Origin of the sequence: Paracoccus subflavus, from assembly GCF_004310345.1 — a bacterium.
GTDB classification, from domain to species: domain Bacteria; phylum Pseudomonadota; class Alphaproteobacteria; order Rhodobacterales; family Rhodobacteraceae; genus Paracoccus; species Paracoccus subflavus.
The window spans coordinates 43,609-62,831 of the sequence record NZ_SISK01000009.1; the positions used below are offsets into that span (position 1 = coordinate 43,609).

Annotated in this window: 16 protein-coding genes and 3 pseudogenes; 9 read left to right on the plus strand and 10 right to left on the minus strand. The window is 63.7% G+C overall.

Features of this window, described 5'->3' with window-relative positions; genetic code table 11:
• Positions 1-484: 484 nt before the first annotated feature.
• Entirely contained in the window at positions 485-1,618 is a 1,134-nt protein-coding gene (locus EYE42_RS12090) for a Fic family protein (protein WP_130991586.1), read from the minus strand.
• A 350-nt stretch (positions 1,619-1,968) separates the two neighbouring features.
• On the opposite strand from EYE42_RS12090, the gene EYE42_RS12095 reads away from it, so the two are divergent.
• The 5 genes and pseudogenes from EYE42_RS12095 to EYE42_RS16500 all read left to right on the plus strand — a co-directional run.
• The gene (locus tag EYE42_RS12095) at positions 1,969-2,313 is read left to right on the plus strand and encodes a hypothetical protein (protein ID WP_246020768.1); all 345 of its coding nucleotides are present in this window, start codon (positions 1,969-1,971) and stop codon (positions 2,311-2,313) included.
• Entirely contained in the window at positions 2,310-4,244 is a 1,935-nt protein-coding gene (locus EYE42_RS12100) for an AAA family ATPase (protein WP_246020770.1), read from the plus strand. Before EYE42_RS12095 ends, EYE42_RS12100 begins: the two co-directional genes overlap by 4 nt.
• A 99-nt stretch (positions 4,245-4,343) precedes the next feature.
• On the plus strand, positions 4,344-4,607 hold the full coding sequence (locus EYE42_RS16380; protein WP_246020772.1) for a hypothetical protein: 264 nt from the start codon (positions 4,344-4,346) through the stop codon (positions 4,605-4,607).
• Positions 4,608-5,073: 466 nt separating this feature from the next.
• Complete coding sequence (locus EYE42_RS12105) at positions 5,074-5,610, plus strand: hypothetical protein (protein WP_130991587.1); 537 nt, start codon at positions 5,074-5,076, stop codon at positions 5,608-5,610.
• A gap of 266 nt (positions 5,611-5,876) precedes the next feature.
• A pseudogene (locus EYE42_RS16500) lies at positions 5,877-6,080 on the plus strand (DUF6362 family protein); the annotation flags it as partial.
• A gap of 36 nt (positions 6,081-6,116) precedes the next feature.
• Here the strand turns inward: EYE42_RS16500 and EYE42_RS12120 are convergent.
• The 5 genes from EYE42_RS12120 to EYE42_RS12140 are packed head-to-tail and all read right to left on the minus strand — an operon-like array spanning position 6,117 to position 11,685.
• Positions 6,117-7,742, minus strand: coding sequence for an FGGY-family carbohydrate kinase (locus EYE42_RS12120; RefSeq protein ID WP_130991588.1), 1,626 nt, complete (start codon positions 7,740-7,742; stop codon positions 6,117-6,119).
• 2 nt (positions 7,743-7,744) lie between these two features.
• Positions 7,745-8,476, minus strand: a complete 732-nt coding sequence (locus tag EYE42_RS12125) for an SDR family oxidoreductase (RefSeq protein WP_130991589.1) — start codon at positions 8,474-8,476, stop codon at positions 7,745-7,747.
• 22 nt (positions 8,477-8,498) lie between these two features.
• Positions 8,499-9,755 carry a sugar ABC transporter permease gene (locus EYE42_RS12130; RefSeq protein ID WP_130991590.1) on the minus strand — a complete coding sequence of 419 codons (1,257 nt, stop codon included), beginning with the start codon at positions 9,753-9,755 and terminating at the stop codon, positions 8,499-8,501.
• On the minus strand, positions 9,752-10,579 hold the full coding sequence (locus EYE42_RS12135) for an ATP-binding cassette domain-containing protein (RefSeq protein ID WP_130991591.1): 828 nt from the start codon (positions 10,577-10,579) through the stop codon (positions 9,752-9,754). Before EYE42_RS12135 ends, EYE42_RS12130 begins: the two co-directional genes overlap by 4 nt.
• A gap of 59 nt (positions 10,580-10,638) precedes the next feature.
• The gene (locus EYE42_RS12140) at positions 10,639-11,685 is read right to left on the minus strand and encodes an ABC transporter substrate-binding protein (RefSeq protein WP_130991592.1); all 1,047 of its coding nucleotides are present in this window, start codon (positions 11,683-11,685) and stop codon (positions 10,639-10,641) included.
• A 231-nt stretch (positions 11,686-11,916) separates the two neighbouring features.
• On the opposite strand from EYE42_RS12140, the gene EYE42_RS12145 reads away from it, so the two are divergent.
• The 3 genes and pseudogenes from EYE42_RS12145 to EYE42_RS12155 all read left to right on the plus strand — a co-directional run.
• On the plus strand, positions 11,917-12,930 hold the full coding sequence (locus EYE42_RS12145) for a substrate-binding domain-containing protein (protein WP_130991593.1): 1,014 nt from the start codon (positions 11,917-11,919) through the stop codon (positions 12,928-12,930).
• Positions 12,931-12,994: 64 nt separating this feature from the next.
• Positions 12,995-13,504, plus strand: a complete 510-nt coding sequence (locus EYE42_RS12150; RefSeq protein ID WP_130991594.1) for a hypothetical protein — start codon at positions 12,995-12,997, stop codon at positions 13,502-13,504.
• Positions 13,505-13,529: 25 nt separating this feature from the next.
• Positions 13,530-13,906 (plus strand): annotated as a pseudogene (locus EYE42_RS12155) (transposase); the annotation flags it as partial.
• Between the two features lie 363 nt (positions 13,907-14,269).
• Here EYE42_RS12155 and EYE42_RS12160 read toward each other — a convergent pair.
• The 4 genes and pseudogenes from EYE42_RS12160 to EYE42_RS12175 form a co-directional block, all read right to left on the minus strand.
• Positions 14,270-14,430 (minus strand): annotated as a pseudogene (locus tag EYE42_RS12160) (transposase); the annotation flags it as partial.
• Positions 14,431-14,576: 146 nt separating this feature from the next.
• Entirely contained in the window at positions 14,577-15,218 is a 642-nt protein-coding gene (locus EYE42_RS12165) for a glycosyltransferase family 29 protein (RefSeq protein ID WP_130991595.1), read from the minus strand.
• A complete protein-coding gene (locus EYE42_RS12170; protein ID WP_130991596.1) occupies positions 15,215-16,252 on the minus strand; it encodes a glycosyltransferase family 4 protein in 1,038 nt (345 codons plus the stop codon). Before EYE42_RS12170 ends, EYE42_RS12165 begins: the two co-directional genes overlap by 4 nt.
• Positions 16,245-17,426, minus strand: a complete 1,182-nt coding sequence (locus tag EYE42_RS12175) for an MFS transporter (protein ID WP_246020779.1) — start codon at positions 17,424-17,426, stop codon at positions 16,245-16,247. The genes EYE42_RS12170 and EYE42_RS12175 overlap by 8 nt, the downstream gene beginning before the upstream one ends.
• Before the next feature lie 184 nt (positions 17,427-17,610).
• Here EYE42_RS12175 and EYE42_RS12180 point away from each other — a divergent pair, with 184 nt between their 5' ends.
• The gene (locus EYE42_RS12180; protein WP_130991597.1) at positions 17,611-19,128 is read left to right on the plus strand and encodes a phospholipase D-like domain-containing protein; all 1,518 of its coding nucleotides are present in this window, start codon (positions 17,611-17,613) and stop codon (positions 19,126-19,128) included.
• Positions 19,129-19,223 lie beyond the last annotated feature (95 nt).

Consider the following 19,223-nt stretch of genomic DNA (forward strand, 5'->3'; position numbering starts at 1 on the left):
CAGCGGGAGCGTCGGTTGCGCTGCGCTCGCTACACGAACAAAGCGCAGGCTCCGTTACCATCCTCCCGGCAGCAGGCCACGAACGCGCGGCGCCGTGTCATTGAGTGGGGCGAGGGGAGCCATGCATGCAATCGCTTCCCGTTGGCACATCAACGCCACCTCAACCCGCAGACGCCGTTTTGGCGCGCATAGTACCGTCAAAGCGCGGCCAAAATCGGCCAATGCCGACATTGTATCTTGGCGATTTCAGTAACTTGCACGGCAGCTAGCTAATTTCACTAAGTTTTCCTGAAAGCGGACAAGTAGGCTCATAACCTGAAGGTCACAGGTTCAAATCCTGTCCCCGCAACCAGAACACCACGTCTTATCAAAGACTTCAAAGCCGAGCATTGCGCTCGGCTTTTGTCATTCCAAATTCTTGTCAACACCTGGTCAACGTTTTGCGAGGCCCCCATCACGGTGCGGATGATCGTGGCCATGACCGTCACACCTTCAGCAGATCAAGCAGCGGATCAAAGGCGTACATCGCTGCACGTCGTCCCGAAGCCGGTTCAATGGTGCGCAGCATGCCTGCCTCGACCAGTCGTCGGGATAGCGCTCGCGCCGAGGATGGTGGGATGCCTGAGCGTTCGACGAAGCGGTCGTTGCGGAACACTGGACTAGCAAAGACGAAGTCCAATGCCTGATCGTGGAACTGCGAATTCAGAACTTCTCGAAACCGTTCCCGCATCTCGCCGTGCAGGTGGAAGATCGCGTCGGCAGTCTGGATGTTGACCGTCGCCTGGGCGTGCATCGCCTGGAGGAAGAATACCACCCAGTCGGTCCAATCGCCCGTGGCGGAGACAGCACGCATTCCCTCGATGTACTCGTCCTTGCGGGCCTCGAAGTAACCCGACACAAAAAAGTTCGGCTGGTGCAGGACGCCAAGCTTCCACAGCATCAGGGTGATCAGCATTCGACCGATCCGGCCGTTGCCGTCTTCGAAAGGGTGCAGAGCCTCGAACTCCACATGCGCGATGGCGGTGCGGATCAGGGGCCGCATCGAGCTTTCGTTGATGTAGCGGACGAGTTCGGCCATCGCTGGGCCCAGCTGCTCCGGGGCGATTGGAACGTAGTAGATCCTTCCCCGCCGTTCATCCCCTATGTAGTTCTGCTCAACCTTGTAGCTGCCGGGGCGCTTGCGGGCTCCCCGGCCGAAGGACAGCAGCTGCTGATGGGCGGTGCGGATCAGATGCTCCCCAAGCGGCGCGCCTTCGGCCAGCGCCTGCTGGGCATTCCGCAGCGCGCGGGAGTAAAGGTAGGTCTCCACGTCGTCGTTGCGCGCCTCCCGGTAAGGGTCGGTGCTGCCTGCATCCTCTTCGGCTTCAAGTCGGTACAGCTCCTCGATGGTCGAGATCGTCCCTTCCATCCGGGAGGAGGTGACCGCGTCCTGGCGGCGCAGGGGGGCGAGGAACAACTCGCTGTTCACCATTCCCGACATCTTGGCATCGTATCGGGCAAGGGAGGCCGCTGCCTCTTCAAGGGGTCCGAGAAGCACCTCGTAGTCGAGTGAGCCAGAGGGAAAGCTGCCGGTGTGATAGATAACGGCATCTGTCAGATCGTAGGGTTTGATGATCATGCAGGCACCGATTCTGTCGTCAACGAGCGTTGCTGCGAACCTAGTCACAGCAAATGCGCTTGGCAACAGAATATCGCCCAATTCTAACATCAAAGGGCGTTGTCGCCAGCGGTCTGCCTCCAAGCAGGTTTGGTGACAGAGACTGGCGGCGAAGATGGCATCAAGGCATGAGCCCTACATATTCTCCGCGTTCTGTGCTAGAATACACCCGCAAGGGCAATCGCCCCGATGGCGAACAGTTCGGCTTTTCCGTCGCGGGTGGGCGCATCCGGGGCCATGTCGACGGGATCGTCGCCGCGGCACCTGAGCCACTTGGCATCGGCGTTCCTGCGCTATGGGAATGCAAGACCATGAACGCCAAGAACTGGAGGGCCTGCGTCAAGGATGGGGTCGCCGTCGAGAAGCCGGTCTATGCCGCGCAGATCGCGCTCTACCAGGCCTACATAGAAGGGACGGTCCCCGGCATCTCGGCCAATCCGGCGCTGTTCACAGCGATCAACAAGGACACGGCCGAACTGCACCACGAGCATGTGCCCTTCGATGCAGGGCTCGCGCAGCGCATGTCGGACCGGGGCGTGCGGATCCTGCAGGCGACCGACGCGGGCGAACTGCTGCCCCGCATCGCTGCAAATCGAGATTTCTTCGAATGCCGCTTCTGCCCGTGGGCGGAGCGCTGCTGGGGGCTGCCCGCATGACCGAAGACAACATCATCCACTTCAGCCCATGGCAGGATTTCAACGACGCCCCGGCGGCCGAAGATCCCTTTGGCGTGGAGCCCGACCCGGCCCAGATCGCGACATTACTCGATGTGGTGTTCGGCTGGTGCGAGGGCCAGATCCCGGTCCGAGGCTTTGTCGACATAGGGCAGGGCAAGGAGGGCCGGCCGCACAACGTCTGGATCGACGCCGACGCCACAGCACCGGGAAAGCTTGCGACATTTGCCAACTTGGCCTGGCGCGAAGGTGCCGCCGTCTATGTGATCCCGGGCACGGTCGCCGGGGCAGGACAGGCCAAAGCCGCCGAAGTCCTGCAAATGCAGGCACTGGTCGTCGATCTCGATGCGGGCGACATCCCCGCCAAGCTCGCCCATCTGCTGCGTCATCTGGGTCAACCCACCCTGATCATCGAGAGCGGCGGGCGGACTTCCGAAGGTGCCAGCAAGCTGCATGTATGGTGGAAGATGACCGAACCCGCCGAGGGGGCGGCGCTGGCCAGTCTTTGCGGCCTGCGGGGCGAGATTGCCCTGAAGGTCGGCGGCGACACGCATTTCCGGTCTGCGCACCAGCCGATCAGGGTGGCAGGCACTGTCTATCACAAGCATGGCAACCAGCGCCTGGTGCAAATCCGCGAGCACCATTCCGTCGAGGTCGATCTCGACGAGTTCGCAGAGCGCGTCGCCGAAATGCCGCCTTTGCAGGGGGCCGGGATGGTCGCCAGCAGGAGTATTACCCCGGAAAAGCCCCGCCTCGACGACGTGCTGGTGACCCCGGTGCGCGAGGGCGGCCAGGACGACTGGTCCCGCTTTGAGGGGGCATCAGCCGCGATCGGCCATTTCATCCGCATGGTTCACGAGGGCCGGATGTCAAAGGACGAGGGCTGGCAGGCGATCTGCGGCTACAACGCTGCCATGTTGCGGCCCTCCTGGCCGATCGAGCGCCTGCAGCGCGAGTCCGAGCGGCTCTGGGATCTGCATGTGCAGAAGAATGGTCCGGCGCTGGTCCGCCTCGACAGCGCAGCGCCGGCACTCAGTGAAATGCTCACCTTCACACTCGGCGCACTGCTGGACGATACCAGCCCGATGCCCGAGGATATCATCGCGCCCCGCGTGCTGACGCCGGGTGGCTTGCTGGTGCTGGGCGGCGCACCGAAGGTCGGCAAGAGTGATCTGACCATCAGCTGGCTTGTGCACATGGCCGCCGGTCAGCCCTTCCTTGGCTCCACGCCGCCACGCCCGCTGCGGGTGTTCTACCTGCCGGCCGAGATCCAGTATCACTACCTGCGCGAGCGGTTGGGCCAGATCGCGCTCCCCGACAGAGTTCTCGCGGCAGGACGCGACACCTTCGTGGCGATGCCGAAGCTGAAGATCTTGCTCGACGCCGAGGGCAACATGCGGGTGGCCCGCGCCATCCAGGCAGCCTTTCCGGATGCGGGCCCGGACATCATCTGCATCGACCCGATCCGCAACCTCTTCGACGGCGGTCCGGATGGTGGCGGCGAAAACGACAACACCGCCATGATGTTCTTCCTCAAGGACCGGGTGGAGGTGCTGCGGGACTACATCAACCCGGCCTGCGGGGTGATCCTGGTCCATCACACGCGAAAGCTGTCGAAGCAGCAGCTGAAGAACGATCCGTTCCTTGCCTTGTCGGGGGCCAGCGCGCTCAGGGGCTTCTACACCTCCGGCCTGATCCTGCACCGGCCGGACGAGGACGCACCGGAGCGCAAGCTCGAGATCGAGCTCAGGAATGGCCCGGCGCTGCCCTCGAAGCTGATCGACAAGGTTGGCGGCCAGTGGGTCGAGATCAACCCGATGAACGAGCGCCTGGTCCGCGCCGAAGTCGGCGCGAAATACGACGCAGAACGTGTGCGCAAGCGGGAGGTGATCCTGTCCATCCTGCTCGAATAGGCGGCCGAGGGACGGCTCTACACCGTCAATCAGTTCGCTGAGGTCTTCGAGAACAAGGGCGGTCTGGGCGGCAAGGATGCTATCCGCGACCGGATTGCCGTGCAGGCCACCAAGGGCGCCGTCAAGTTCGTCCGCAACGCAGCGCCCTATGGCCTTGGGCCCTCACGCTCGCGCTTCGGCTACCTCTGCGTCGAGGGGATGGTCATGCCCTTGGGGCGCGATGAGGTCGATCCGGAGACTGGCGAAGTGCGCCTCGCACGCGTTGCGGTGCTGCCCACCCATTACAAGTCGCCGCAGACCGGCGCGCTTCTCGAGGTCGAGAACCCGCATGTCTGGGCCTATCCGAAGGGGGAACGGCCATGATTGCCCCCGACAACTGCTTTGCGCGGCACTGCGCAGGGACCAGTTTGAACCAGATTGGCCGCGCTACCGAAACTGTCTCGGCATACTCACGCAGGACCACGCAGGGTCCAGTTGTAACCAGTTTCGGCCCGCTTCCGAAACTGCCCCAGCAGGATTGCGCGGATGCCGCAAAGGCTACGTTGCACCCAGTTTCGGCAGGATCAGCCGAAATAAACCTCCCGAAACTGGAATTCCTGTTTTCTGTCAGTGCCTTGATAAGGGTTTCAAGTTTCGGGGGTGAAACCACCCCCTACGGGGGTGGGGGAGAACGCCGCAGGCGGGTTCTCCCACGCCCACCCCCAGGGGTTTCGCGCACGGGGCCTGCCGCGGGTCCGATCACCCGATCCGACAACGCCAGTCCGCATCTTCCGCAGCATTACCCGATGTCACCTTCCAACGAGCAGCCAACCAGAAGAGGAGACCACCCATGGCTGACATGTCCTTCGCCACTCAACCCCATATGGCCATCCCCGATCTGCCCACCGCCGTCAGGTCAGGCCGCAACCTGTTGGCCCTCGACCTTGGCACCACGACAGGATGGGCGCTGCATGGCCTTGATGGGCTGATCACCAGCGGCACCGTGTCCTTCCGTCCCGGCCGCTTCGATGGCGGTGGCATGCGCTATCTGCGGTTCACCAACTGGCTGGGCGAGTTGGACCGTCTCTCGGGACCCATCGCGTCCATCTGGTTCGAAGAGGTCCGGCGTCATGTCGGCACCGACGCTGCCCATGTCTATGGCGGGCTGATGGCCACGCTGACTGCTTGGGCCGAATTGCGGGGTGTGCCCTACGAGGGTGTGCCAGTCGGCACCATCAAGCGCCACGCCACTGGCAAGGGCAACGCCGACAAGGCGGCGATGATTGCCGCAGCTCGGGCGAGGGGGTTCAGCCCGGCCGATGACAACGAGCCGGATGCCATCGCGATCCTGTTCTGGGCGCTCGAGACTAAGGGGGGCCTGCAATGACCGGGATGCGTTTTGCACCGAAGGGGTATGGCGGCCGTCGCCGGAATCCCGATGAGGTCAAGCGTGATGGCTAGCGCGAACAGCGCGTGTTGGCCGCCGCCCTCGACGATCACCGCCTGACCTAGCCCGAACGGGAGCTGGTGCGCCAGCTTGGCGAGAAGCTTTATGGCCCGGCCGCGACTGGGCGGGAGGTACAGCGATGACCGTGTGGGACCCCCGCGCTGGTCGAGGAACGGCTGGCCGAAGCCGCCTTCGTCCTGAAGCGTCTGCCCGAGCCCCGCAGGCAGGGCTACTTCAGCACCTGGCCTGCCGTCCTGCACAGCTTCGCCGACCAGGTGGGGCAGGAGCCCAAGCCCATGCGCGTGCTGCCCTCGCCGCAGGCGATCAGCCGGATGGAGGAAACGCTGACCTGGACTGCCTGCCTCGAGCCCGTGGATGGTCGCATCGTCTGCATGAAAGCCCATGGCGAGCGATCGCGTGAGAAGTCGAGAAACCCGGACGCCTCCCTAAAATCCGCTTATCGATCGTGCCTTGGCCTGCAATTCTGTAAATGCAGCGAAGCGGCGTTGATGCGTTTCAGCGATGTCACCGCGCACGGGGTCGATCGTGTTCTGCGCCGAGGACATCGTCTGCATCGCGCTGACGATATCCGGTTGGCAGCCGCCAGCGACTGCGCCGAGGATGGCGGAGCCCAGGAGGACTGGCTGTTCTGAGCGGCCCGAAACGATGGGCCGTCCGGTGGCGTCGGCCAGTATGTGGCGCACAATCTCGGCTTGGCCTGCACCGCCGCTGATGGCGATGCGCTTGATCGGCGCGCCGTGTTCACTTTGAGTGTCGATGATTTGACGCAGTCCGTAGCCCAGGCCACAGAGTCCTGCGACATAAAGCGCAACAAGGCTTTGGAGGTCGTCCTCCATGCCAAGCCCGGCGATGACTGCTCTCGCTTTGGGGTCGGCAAAGGGTGCGCGATTGCCAATGAACTCAGGGACAACATGTAACCCTTTTGCCAACGTCACGGCGGAGGAAAGCGGTGCGCCGGAAAGCGCTTCGACGGCTTTGCGTGCGAGCCATTCGGGCAGCGATGCGTTTTCGAGAGCCGCCTCTGCGCGGAAGCGCTCATGGCCGGGGTGGAGGCCGACGAGATACTCGATCGCCGCGCCGGCTGCCGACTGGCCGCCTTCGTTCAACCAGAGACCCGGAACCATCGCGGAATAGTAGGGGCCCCAGACGCCCGGCACGAAAACCGGCTCGGTCGTCGTCGTCATGGTGCATGACGAGGTGCCGAACACGTAACCGAGCGTGCCGGTGACATCGCTCGCAACGCCGACTGTCCCGATACCGCCTGCATGGGCGTCGATGAGGCCGGCGGCGACAGGTGTTCCAGCAGGCAGGTCGAAGTCGGATGCGGCTTGCGCTGTCAGCCCGCCGTCGAGTGCTGCACCGGGAACCACCACATCCGTGCCGATGCGGGCTTGATTTTCCGCGAGCTCCTGAAGGCCGATCAGTGCGAGATAGCCCGGATTCCAGCGGCTTTCATGGGCGATGTAGTTCCACTTGCAGGTGATCGTGCAAGAGGAACGCGCAAGGCTGCCCGTAGCCTTCCACGTCAGAAAATCGGTGAGGTCGAAGAAGTGAGCCGCGGAGCGAAAGACCTCCGGTCGGTTTTCCTTTAGCCACAGAAGCTTCGGCATCTCCATCTCAGGCGAGATGACGCCTCCGACATAGCGCAGAACCTCGTGCCCGGTTGCGTTGATGCGTTCTGCCTGTTCCGTGGCCCGGTGATCCATCCAGACGATGATGTCGAGTTCCTGCCGGTCCTTATCGCCGACTGGCAGTCCTCGACCGTCGGCACCGATGACGACGAGGGAGCAGGTCGCATCGAACCCGATGCCGGCCACGCTCTCCGGACGCACGCCTGCTTCAAGGACGGCGGAGCGAACCGAGCTCGCGACCGCCTGCCAGATTTCCGCGCTCGACTGTTCCACCCTGCTACCCACCGCACGGTGGAGCGAAATCGAATGCTTGGCACTCGCCAATAGGCGACCGTCGAGATCGAAGACACCGGCACGCGCGCTGCCGGTGCCGACATCGACACCGATGACGCAGCGGTCAGAAGCGGGAACGCGCGGCATGGTCAGAGGTCGACGCTGTTGGGCAGTATGACAAGGTCGCGGATGACGACACCGCGTGGCCGCGTCAGCATGAACAGCACGGCTTCGGCCACTTCCTGAGGCTGCATCAGTGAGCCATTGGCAAGTGCTTCCTCCCTCTTCGCCTTCGGCCAGTCGTCGAGCAGCGCCGTGACGACGGGGCCTGGCAACACCGCGCCCATGCGGATGCCGTATTGCGACACCTGTCTGCGTGTCGCATGCAAAAAGGCCTGCACGGCGAATTTCGATGCGGTGTAGACTGGTTCCCAGACGACGGGCACCACCCCTGCGACAGAGCTGGTGAAAAGGACGTCACCGCTCCGCCGCTCGATCATCCCTGGGAGGATGGCTTGCACCGATCTGAAGGCCGCATTGACATTAAGATTGAGTACCCGGTCCCATTGATCCGGATCGCCTTCGGCAGCCGCTCCTCCCACATAGGCACCAGCGTTGGCATGGAAGATGTCGAGCGGGCCGACAAGGTCCGAGATGGCCTGGTCCATGGCGGACACTTCCGGGCCGTTCAGCAGGTCGACGACGAGCGGCTTCGCCTTCGGGCCGAGCTCCTCGCATAACTTGCGCAACTGAGCTTCCGCGCGGTCGACGAGAACCACCTTGGCACCAGCGTCGATGAGGCGGCGCGCGCAGGCTAGCCCGATGCCCGAGGCGGCACCGGTGATGGCCGCAGTTTTTCCGGAAAGTGGCGTGTCGGTCATTGCTTATGGTTCCTTGCGGCGCCTATGCGCGGCCATGACTTGCGCGCGACCGGCGTGCGAGTGAATCGACGATCACGGCGATTGCCAGAACGCCTCCGGTGATCATGTATCTGAGCGAAGACGAAAGATTCAGCAGCGTAAGCCCGTTGGAGATCGCCTGGATAACGAGCACGCCGAGAAGGGCGGACCATGCAGAGCCGCGGCCTCCGAAGAGAGAGGTACCGCCGATCACGGCTGCCGCGATTGCGTTCAGGTTCACGTCACCGGTGCCGGCCTGCTGGCTGGCCGAAGCAAGCCGCGACGCGGCGAAAACGCCACCAAGCGCGGCGAAGCTGGAGCACACCACGAATGCTGAAAGGCGTACGCGCTTTACATTAATGCCCGATCGGCGCGCGGCTTCCGCATTGCCGCCGACTGCGAACAGCGAGCGCCCCCATTTCGTGCGACGCAGCGCATAGTCCATGATGACGACGAAGAGGACGAAGACGGCGAACATCCACGGCACGCCACGGCCCATGCCCAAATACCAGACGGCGAAAAGCAATGCCGCCGTCAGCACAACTGCCTTGAGAACGACGACGCTCATGCCGGAGGAAGACAGGTTGGCGTCCGCGCGTCGTTTCATGGTCCGCATGCCGCCGACAATCATCAGCACGCCGGGAATGATCGCCATGAGATAAGAAAGCCACATCGGCATGATGTAGATCTGGCCGAAGCGGACGAGCGGGGAGGCAAATGGAAGGTTGACGGATCCTGTCGGTCCGAGAATATAGAGCTGCATGCCGAGCAGCGCGAGAAGGCCGGCCAGCGTGGCGACGAAGCTCGGCATCTCGAAACGGTTGCGAAGCAGCCCGTAGGTCATCCCCGTCAATGCTCCAGCGGCGATCGCTCCGGCGATGGCCAGTGGGATCGGCAGGCCTTTCTGCACCCACAGCACCCCGAGAAGGGCAGAGGAAAGGCCGCTCATGGACCCGATCGAGAGGTCGATCTCGCCGAGCAACAGCACGCAGACGATGCCGAGCGCGATGAGGCCCACGGCAGCTGCGTCAAAGAGCAGGTTCACGAGGTTGTTCGGTGCGAGAAAAATTGGGTTCAGCGCGCTGAACACCGTCGATATGATGAGCAAGCCAACGAAGACCGGCAGCATGCCGAGATCGCCCGACTGCACACGATCGAGGAATGAGCGTACGGCTCCCCTAATGCCCACGTCGTGCCGCACGCGGGTATCGCCACGGTCAAGATTTCCAGAAGGCGGTGGTTTGGGAGCGGTCTCGTTCATCGCGCATCTCCAATGCTTTCGTGTGCCGGCTCATCGAGCTTGCGAGCAGCGCGGCGCGAAACGGAATTATCACTTGCGCCGGTAATGGCGGCGACCAATTCCTCATGGCTGTTGTCGTTGGTGAAGATGCCGTTGTTACGCCCAAGCCGTAGCACGACGATGCGATCGGCAACGGCACGAACATCTTCCATATTGTGCGAAATGAGAATTACGCCGTGACCGCGGTCGCGCACGCGCTCGATGAGATTGAGCACCTCTGCTGTCTGCGCAACACCAAGGGCCGCGGTCGGTTCGTCGAGCATAATGATCTGCGGATCGAGCAACAGCGACCGTGCGATCGCAACGGTCTGACGCTGGCCGCCCGACAAGGAAGCAATCGGTTCGCGCACGGATGGGATACGTGCGGCGAGTTCCTGGAGCAACGTCCAGGCGCGCACTTCCATCTGCACTTCATCGAGCCGCCAGGGCGACACTTCGTGGCCGAGGAAGAGATTGGCGACCACGTCCAGGTTCTCGCACAACGCCAGATCCTGGAACACCGTAGCGATACCGAGTTCGAGTGCCTTGCCAGGTGTATCGAGCGTCACGGTCTGGCCCAGATATTCGATTGTGCCGGCGGTGGGCTGATGAACGCCCGCAAGCACCTTCACGAGCGTGGACTTGCCCGCCCCGTTGTCGCCGACAAGGGCAACCACTTCGCCCGCCCGCACGTCGAGTTCGATGTCCGACAGAGCGGTCACCGCGCCAAATTGCTTGGAAACGCCGCGAAGGCTGAGTAGCAAATCGCCCTTCGCGCGCCGGGCATACGCCTGGTCGTACACCATATCGATATATCCTCCCGAGAGATGCGGCGCCGGATGAGCCGGCGCCGCAGTCGTTCACATCATTCCGTGATGCCGAGTTCGCTGCAAGGCTCGGCATATTCGCCGGTGCAGACCTCTTCAGGGGTCTGGATACCCGCATCGAAAACCAATTCCTTGATGTTTTCGCGGGTCACGACGTCAGGCACGAAAAGCTGCGACGGCGTGTCGTAGAGCGTCGTTTCGGCTTCCGGCGTTTCCCCGTTCATGAATTTCACCGCAACTTCAGCTGCTGCACGAGCGACAATCTCGGACGGCTTAGAGATCGTGTTGTACTGGTCGCCAGCAATGATGAGTTGCAGGGCAGCAATCGTCGCGTCGTTACCGGTGACCGGTGGCAGCGGATCCACGCCAGCAGCCTTCAGCGCGGCGATTGCGCCGCCTGCGGTGCCGTCATTAGCGGCTACGATGCCGGTGATTTCACCACCGAAACGAGTGATCTGACCAGCGGTCCATTCCTGAGCGCGGGGCGGCGCCCAGTCCGGTGTGTCGAATTCAGCCAACGTCTCGAAGGGCGAAGCGTCGAGCGCACGGTCGATGCCGTCTCGGATGAGACCGGCGGCCGCGTCCGTCGGTGAGCCGTTGATTTGCAAAACGCCGGAGCCGTCTTCGACGCCCTCCGCCTGCAGGTATTCCACGAGCGACTGTGCAATCGCGTAGCCGATGCCTTCATTGTCGAAGGACACATAATAATCGGCCGGCGTATCGGGGATCGGTCGGTCATAGGCGATGACCTTCACGTCCTGAGATTTTGCGATCTCGACGAGACCCGCAGCCGCAGCCGAGTCCACGGGGTCGAGCACAATGATAGTCGCTCCCTGCGCGATCACCGAGTTGAACTGCTGCTGCTGCAGCGAGACGTCGGCATTGGCATTCTGGTAGACCAGCGTGCAATCGGCACACAGTTCTTGCATCGCTGCCTGGAAGCCGGGCCAGTCGTGTTCTTCATATCGGGTAGATGCTTGGTCCGGCATCAGAAACGCGACGGTGGTCGGCTCCTGCGCCTGCGCACTGGGACTCATCCAGAGTGTTGCTGCCGTCGCGGCGAGCAAAAGCTTTCTCGAAGTCATCGATCTCTCCTCCGTCTATGCCGCTCATCGGTATCAACCGCAAGCGGGCGCATTCATGTGTCGAGGCGATCGGTAGAATATCTGCCCGAATACCTCTCCTCCCTGTTCCTCCCTGTGCTGCACTACAGCACCATCGATTGTGCAAGTTTGCTCAATCGATGGTGCAAAGTTGTCATTGAGACGCTTTCCTGTCAAGGTCTCTTGCGAATTGCTGAAGTAAGGGATGGAAGCTTGGCTGAAGACAGCAGGATATTGGCGGGCAAACGGACCACGATCTATGACATCGCGCGCTTGGCCGAGACCTCCGCAAGTGCGGTCAGTTCCGTGCTCAACGGATCTTGGCAAAAACGCCGGATCAGCAAGCGCCTCGCTGCCAAAATCACGGAGATTGCCGAACGCGAAGGCTATTCTGCCAATGCGCAGGCGAGCCTGTTGCGCCGTGCCCGCTCCAACATCGTCGGCATGATCGTTCCGAAATACGACAACCGTTATTTCGGATCGATCGCTGAGCAGTTCGAAGCCATCTCGAGGGCCCGCGGCCTCTTTCCCGTCGTCACCTGCACCCAGCGCGAACCGGCCCTCGAGGTGGAGGCTGCCAAGGAACTTATCTCGTTTCAAGCGGAATGCCTGATTGCGACCGGCGCCACGGATCCGGATCATTTGACCGCACTCTGCGAAGCTGCTGGAGTCCTCTCGATCAATCTCGATCTACCGGGCAATGCGGCCGTTTCGGTCATCTCGGACAATTACGGCGGCGCGCGAGAACTGACCGCGCTCATCCTGGATCGGTGCCGGGAGATCGGCTATGAAGGTGCGCTTCATTTCGTCGGGGGCCGCCCGAGCGATCACAATACGGCGGTTCGATTGCGCGGCTTTCTGGATGTCCATCACGCGCGCGGTATCGCCGTGCCGGAAGATCATGTATTGGTGCCGGGCTACTCTGCGGACCGGGCGGAGCAGGCCATGAAGTCGCTTTCGCCGCGCGATGCGATGGGCATATTCGTCAACTCGACGATTTCGCTGGAAGGCGTTGTGCGATGGAGTCAAGGTCTGAACGATGCGGCGCGTCAGCGTTTGCGCTACGGCTGCTTCGACTACGATCCCTTCGCGGCTCTGTTGCCGTCCAATGTCGGGATGGTTCAGCAGAATATTTCCAAGATGCTCGAAACGGCGTTCGACATCATGGATACGCGCAGGCATCCGTCCGAGCCTATCCTGGTCCCTTGCGTTCTCAGACCGTGTTGACAGCTTCCGATCGCAGTAAGACGGGCGCCTGCGCCTCCGGCGGAATCGGGCAGATATAGGGCCGATGTCGCGTCCGCGCCTTGAGCTTGGCTTTGGCGGCTTCGATAAGACGCGCATTCCGGACCATCTCGACCGCTGTCGCGGCTATCACTTTCGCAGCATGAACCAGACCTTTGTGCGCGGCTCCCGCCTTTCCCTGCGCCGTGGTCTGCCACGAATGTCCCGGGGTTCCGATCACATGGGTGGCGATACGCGCCTGTGCCGTTGGAAGCACCCAACTCACATCCCCGACATCGGTAGATCCGATCATTGCCTCCCCAGCTTGGCGAAAAGGGACGATGAAATCGCAAAGCGCCTGGCCAGCCTTTGGTTCGATCCCGCAACGTCGGTAGTCTCTCGCGATGTCGTCTTCGCTCAGCTTCGCCTGTATCTTGGAAGCGAAGTCACGGTCGGCGTCATCGAAGGCGAACTAAGCGACATGCTCAGGGCCGCCCGCGTCACCACCGATACTTGGCACGTGTTCCTAGACGACTTTGTCGATGTCAAAGACCTCGTCGCCCGCATCAAGGCCTAAGCGCCGTGGTAACAACCGGCCGGTTACATTCTATGCCTGGAAGGCGAAGTATTCCGGGATGACGGTGTTGGAGGCCAAGCGACTGAAGGCGCTGGAGGACGAGAATGCCAAGCTGAGGAAGCTCTTGGCCGAGCAGATGCTCGACATGGCGGCGATGAAGGAACTGCTGTCAAAAAAATGGTAACGCCCGCTGTGAAGCGCGAGGCTGTCGCGCATCTGAAGGCCGATTTCGGGCTGTCGGAGCGGCGGGCGTGCGAGATTGCGGGGCGGACCGGAAGATGGTGCTACCAGTTGCAACGTGCGCCAGACACCGTGCTGCGCGGTCGGCTGCGGGATCTGGTCAATGAGCGGCGCCGGTTCGGCTACCGGCGGCTCTTGGTGCTGCTCAGGCGCGAGGCCGAAGGCACTCGCAGCACATGCAAGGACTTTCAGCAGTACTTCTTATCAACGCCGTCCGCGAAGACAAACCAATTGTGCTTGTAGCTGGACAGGACTTTGCGGTTCCTCCTCCGCCATCGAGTGTGCTGACGCTCTTCAAGAAACGAACAGTCTATTCTGATGAACGCTTCAGCTGGCCCCAAGTGCTCGAGCATCAGCTCAATGACGAGGACAAGGATTTTCTTGCGGAACGCTTCGACCGCATGGCCCCGAATTCCATTGCGTTGCGAGCAATTGAACTTCCATGGAGCGCTGTCTTTACCTCCTCGATTGATCCGCGATTTGCCAATCGATTTTCAACTCGCGGCCGGCAGCCAGAGGCAGTGCTAACCCGCCATACTTCGCCCGCCATTTGTAAAACGAGGCGTTGCTCCTGCCATGCTCGCGGCAAAGCTCGGCACACAGGCACACAGGCACACAGGCACACAGGCTTCAGCCTGCCGCAGGATCGCGATGATCTGCGCTTCCGTGCATCTGCTTGTCTTTATTCAGAATCTCCTTATTTATCCTGGCGATAAAACTCGACCTCCGCAGCTCCTTACTTTCGGGGGGATTGCCAATCTGAACGCGTGAAAGCATTCGTGCCCGTTTCCGCCACCCCCGCCAGCCCGGATGGACCGGCTCTGCCGTCATCTCAGGCGGGCGAACCGGACGATCGGCCGCAGGCCGATGCCAGGCGCCCGTCCATCCTCTGCAAATCCGCGACCCAAGCCGCTTCGGCGCTGAAGTCGTGGGGCACCTGATCCGCGGTGCGGCGGCCCGACAGGCTCTGGCTGGCGAAGAAATCGAAACCATAAAGTGTCAGGCTGGCCAGCGGCGACCGCAGCAACAGATCGATCAACATCGCCCCGGTGGTGGGCGGGGCGGCAAGGCGGTCCCGCAGCGCGCGGTAATCCTCCAAGGGGTGCAGATAGAAACCCGGACTGCTCGCCGTCCGCCAGCCCAGCCGCTTGCGCTTGGGCGACATCCACAGCAGGCGCGACGGGTCCAGCCGGGCGCGGTCCTCGTCGGACAGGCGCACGGCCAGGGCCAGCCAGCCGGTGCGGGTGCCGTGGCTGTGGGCGGCAGGCATGGGCGCGCGGTTGATGCGGACTACGACATCGGCGGCGTCGATGGCCGGGCCGTGCCGGGTTTGCGCCAGCGACCGGGCGTTGCCGACCAAGGCGACTGACCTGCCCTCCAGATCGGCCAGCAGATCGGCCTGCGGGACTGACAGGGCCTGCAGCGCCTGTTCGTCGCGCAGGGTCCGGGCGGCATAGAAGCGCAGCTTGTTCATGGCCGGGCCAGCAGGTCGTTGTAGATCGCGACCAGGGCGCGGGCCTCGGCCTCGATGGCGTGGTTCGCCGCCACATGGGCGCGGGCCGCCCGGCCCGCCGCCGCACGGGCGTCGTCGTCGTCCAGCCAGCGGCGCAGGGCCTCGGACAACGCGTCCTCATTGTCTGGCGGCACCAGACTGCCGGTCACGCCGTCGCGGATCAGTGTCTCATAGGCGCCGACGCGGGCGGCGACGGTCGGTACGCCGCAAGCCATCGCCTCGAGCGGGGTCAGCCCGAAGCCTTCCCACCGGGCAGGGGCGGCGAACAGATCCAGCGCCTGGTAATGGCGCACCACCTGGTCCCAGGGCAATTCGCCCAGAAAGCGGATGCGATCCTCCAGCCCCGCTGCGCGTATCTCGGGAAGCAACCCGTCGGCAAAGGCGCGGTTGTCGGGCGTGATGCGCCCCGTGAACAGGATCTGCACATGCGGCCGCCGGGGCAGCAGCCGCAGCCCGGCGCGCACCAGCAGATCGACGCCCTTCTGCGCCCGGATCCGGCCAAAGCAGCCGATCAGCACCGCGTCGGGATCAAGGTCCAGGTCGCGGCGCAGCGCGGCCCGGTCGGCAGGGGGATGAAAGACATCCGTATCGACCCCGTGCATCACCACCGTCGCGGGACGGTCCAGATAGCCTGCCGCCTTGTCCGAGGTCGCGACAAGCATGTCCTGCTGGCGGATCAGCCATCTGGTGAATCCGGTATGGCGCCGTTGCGCGGCCGAGGTGAACATCAGCCGGTATTTCCGCCGCAGCACGCGGCGCAGCACCAGCCCCAGCGCCATTTCGGTATTGCGCCGCGCGTGCCAGACCCGCCACCGGTCGCGCGGCATCAGGGCGGCGCGGATCAGCGGGATATGCGGCACCCCGGGCGGCAGGCCGGGGCCTGTCGCGCGGATTGCGATCATCCGGGCCTGCACCGGGATCAGCCGCACCACGGTGGCGGTAACCCCCGACAGGCGGCGCTTCAGGTTGGGGGCGATCACCAGGGCGTCATCCATGCCGCGCCTCGGGCGTGCGGAAATACAGGGCAAAGCCTATGGCCAACGGCACCGCGAAGAACAGGAACAGCAGCGCGAATGCCGTCGGTGGGGCAAATGCCGACGAGGCCGCCTGGAACACCGGCCGCGAGGCGAACTGCATCACGCCCACCCCGCCGATCGAGATCATGTTCAGAAACGTCACCCCCCGGCCGACCAGATGATCGGGCAGGAACGACCGGCCATGCGCCATCAGCAGCACATAGCCCGCCCCCGACAGCCCGATCAGCGCCAGCAGGACCACGGCCAGACCCAGGCCGGGATCGGGGTTCAGCACCAGGAACACCAGAACCGCCAGCGTGGCCCCGGTGAAAACCAGCACCGTCCTGCGCAGGCTGCCCAGCAGCCGCACCATCGGGGCGACCAGGAAATTGCCCGCGATCATCGCCAGCCCCATGGCCAGCGTCGCCCGACCGATCAGCGCCGCATCGGCATCGAACACCCGTTCCAGATAGGGCGCGGCCCACAACCCCCGGATGGCGGCCGAGGCGGCGTAGTTGACGAAGAACAAGGGCAGGATGAACCACAGCGCACGGATGCGCAGCACCTCGGCCAGCGATCCTTTCGGCTGATCCGCCCCCAGCCGGGCGGGATCGCGCACGGTCAGGCCGATCAGCACCGCCACCGCCACGGTCGCTGCGCCCAGGCCTGCCATGGTGGGCCGCCAGCCCAGCGACTCGATCGCCCAGACCAGCGGCGTGGCGCCCAGGATATTGCCCAGCGACCCGAACCCCACGACCATCCCGGCCAGGGCGCCAAAGGCCGCCGCCGGGTATTCGCGCGCAATGATGTAGTACGATCCCATCAACGCCGGCGCGCAGCCCACGCCCAGCAGGGCCATCGCCAGATGCAGGTGCCAGGGCGCCTGCGCCAGGGCAAAGACCGCCGCGCCCGCGCCCCCTGCGATGCCCAGCAGCAGCGCCACCGTCAGGCGCGGCCCCCACCGGTCCAGCATCCGTCCCACCGGGATCTGCATCAGGGCAAAGGCCACGAACCACAGCCCCGACGACAGGGCCAGATCGCCGGGCGTGGCGCCCATCTCGGTCCCCAGCACGGGCGTCAGCACGGCCAGAAAGGCGCGGTAGAACTGGGAAAGGACATAGGCCAGCACCAGGCTGACGATGCCCACGGATATGGCTGGCACCGGCACCTCCCCTGTTCCGACCGATGCCGCAAGCTGTGACATCGGCGCGAAAGGTGCAAGATGTGCGATGAAGCGCGCCCGGCCCTGACAGGCGCGCAGGGTCATTCGATTGTCTGATGCAACGATTCGACGCGTTGTTTCTTTATTGAACGTCAACGCCAACCATGGACCTCTCATGACCCTGTTCAAGCCCGGTCGCAACTGCTGGCGCGTCGAGACCGCCGAGCGGATGGCCGTCATCATCGACGGCCAGGCCTATTTCCGTGCCCTGCGCGAGGCGCTTCTCAAGGCCAGGCGCATGGTGATGATGATCGGCTGGGACTTCGATTTCGAGATCGAGATGCTGCCCGGCGAAAGCGATGCCGATGGCCTTGCGCCCGACGGCTTTCCCAACCGCGTGGGTCCGTTTCTCGAGGCCATCGTCGAACGGCGCGAGGGCCTGGACATCTATTTGCTGAAATGGAGCGGCGGGGCCCTGATCGCGCCGGGCCGCATCCTGCCCGCGCTCGCCGTCAAGCTGATGTCACCCGACCAGATCCATCTGGCCTTCGACGGGCGCCATCCGCTGGGGGCCTGCCACCATCAGAAAATCGTCGCCATCGACGACAGCCTGGCGTTCTGCGGCGGCATCGACGTGACGGACGGCCGCTGGGACGACCGCGGCCATCTGGACGACAATCCGCTGCGCTGCCTCAAGGGCGGGGACTGCGCGCCGCCCTGGCACGATGCCTCGACCGTGATGTCCGGCCCCGCCGCCGCGGCGCTGTCCGAACTGGCCCGCGCCCGCTGGGCCCGCGCCCACGATGCCGAGGTGGAGGAGGATTTCGCCCCCGGCGAAGATATCTGGCCCGACAGCATCGCGTCGGCCTTTCACGACATCCCCGTGGCCATCGCCCGCACCGCCCCCCCCGAGGCCGGCCGACGCGGCATCCACGAGATCGAGGATCTGTATCTGGACGCCATCGCCGCAGCCCGCGACAGCATCTATATCGAATCGCAGTATTTCTGTGCCGACAGCATCACCCGCGCCATCCGGCGGCGCCTGGCCGAACCCGACGGCCCCGACGTGGTGGTCATCAATCCGCTTGCCGCCCATGGCCATCTCGAGGATCTGGCCATGCATGTCACGCGCAGCCGGATGGTGCGCACCCTGCGCCACCACGATCCCCATAACCGGTTCCGGATCCTGTATCCGGTCACCGACAAGGGCGATCCGATCTATGTCCATGCCAAGATCATGATCGTGGACGACTGGCTGCTGCGCATCGGGTCCAGCAATATCGACCGCAGGTCCATGGGCTTCGACACCGAATGCGACGTGGCCATAGAAGCCCCCGACGCCGCCACCCGACGGTTGATCCTGGATTTCCGCAACGACCTGCTGGCCGAGCATCTGGACACGGATCCCGCCGCCGTCAGCGACGGGATCGGTCGCCACGGCGGGCTTGTGCGCGCGGTGGACCACCTGTGGCATGCCGAGGGGCGGGGGCTGCGCCCCTTGCCGCTGCGCCGCGAGAACTGGCTGGGCAGCGTGCTGGCCCGGACGCGGTTCTTCGACCCGCGCTATCGACGCAGCGCCGAGGCGCGGCTGGGCATCACGACGCGGCATCTTCTGATCGGCGGAGCGATCCTTGGCGGGGCGCTGTGGCTGGCGCGGCGGGGGCGTGACCCGGGACGGCGTGAAGACATCTGAGGGCCGGCGGGAACCGTTGCTGCCCCTCAACTTTCCCGATGCGGCTGCCGTAGGGGGTGAAAATCCGTTTTGATGGCGAACATGCAGACATAACG

Bases quoted from the DNA above. Each gene is read 5' to 3' on its own strand.
- EYE42_RS12090 (WP_130991586.1), bottom strand. From the start codon at position 1,618: ATGATCATCAAACCCTACGATCTGACAGATGCCGTTATCTATCACACC.
- EYE42_RS12095 (WP_246020768.1), top strand. From the start codon at position 1,969: ATGAACGCCAAGAACTGGAGGGCCTGCGTCAAGGATGGGGTCGCCGTC.
- EYE42_RS12100 (WP_246020770.1), top strand. From the start codon at position 2,310: ATGACCGAAGACAACATCATCCACTTCAGCCCATGGCAGGATTTCAAC.
- EYE42_RS12105 (WP_130991587.1), top strand. From the start codon at position 5,074: ATGGCTGACATGTCCTTCGCCACTCAACCCCATATGGCCATCCCCGAT.
- EYE42_RS12120 (WP_130991588.1), bottom strand. From the start codon at position 7,742: ATGCCGCGCGTTCCCGCTTCTGACCGCTGCGTCATCGGTGTCGATGTC.
- EYE42_RS12125 (WP_130991589.1), bottom strand. From the start codon at position 8,476: ATGACCGACACGCCACTTTCCGGAAAAACTGCGGCCATCACCGGTGCC.
- EYE42_RS12130 (WP_130991590.1), bottom strand. From the start codon at position 9,755: ATGAACGAGACCGCTCCCAAACCACCGCCTTCTGGAAATCTTGACCGT.
- EYE42_RS12135 (WP_130991591.1), bottom strand. From the start codon at position 10,579: ATGGTGTACGACCAGGCGTATGCCCGGCGCGCGAAGGGCGATTTGCTA.
- EYE42_RS12140 (WP_130991592.1), bottom strand. From the start codon at position 11,685: ATGACTTCGAGAAAGCTTTTGCTCGCCGCGACGGCAGCAACACTCTGG.
- EYE42_RS12150 (WP_130991594.1), top strand. From the start codon at position 12,995: ATGTCGCGTCCGCGCCTTGAGCTTGGCTTTGGCGGCTTCGATAAGACG.
- EYE42_RS12165 (WP_130991595.1), bottom strand. From the start codon at position 15,218: ATGAACAAGCTGCGCTTCTATGCCGCCCGGACCCTGCGCGACGAACAG.
- EYE42_RS12170 (WP_130991596.1), bottom strand. From the start codon at position 16,252: ATGGATGACGCCCTGGTGATCGCCCCCAACCTGAAGCGCCGCCTGTCG.
- EYE42_RS12180 (WP_130991597.1), top strand. From the start codon at position 17,611: ATGACCCTGTTCAAGCCCGGTCGCAACTGCTGGCGCGTCGAGACCGCC.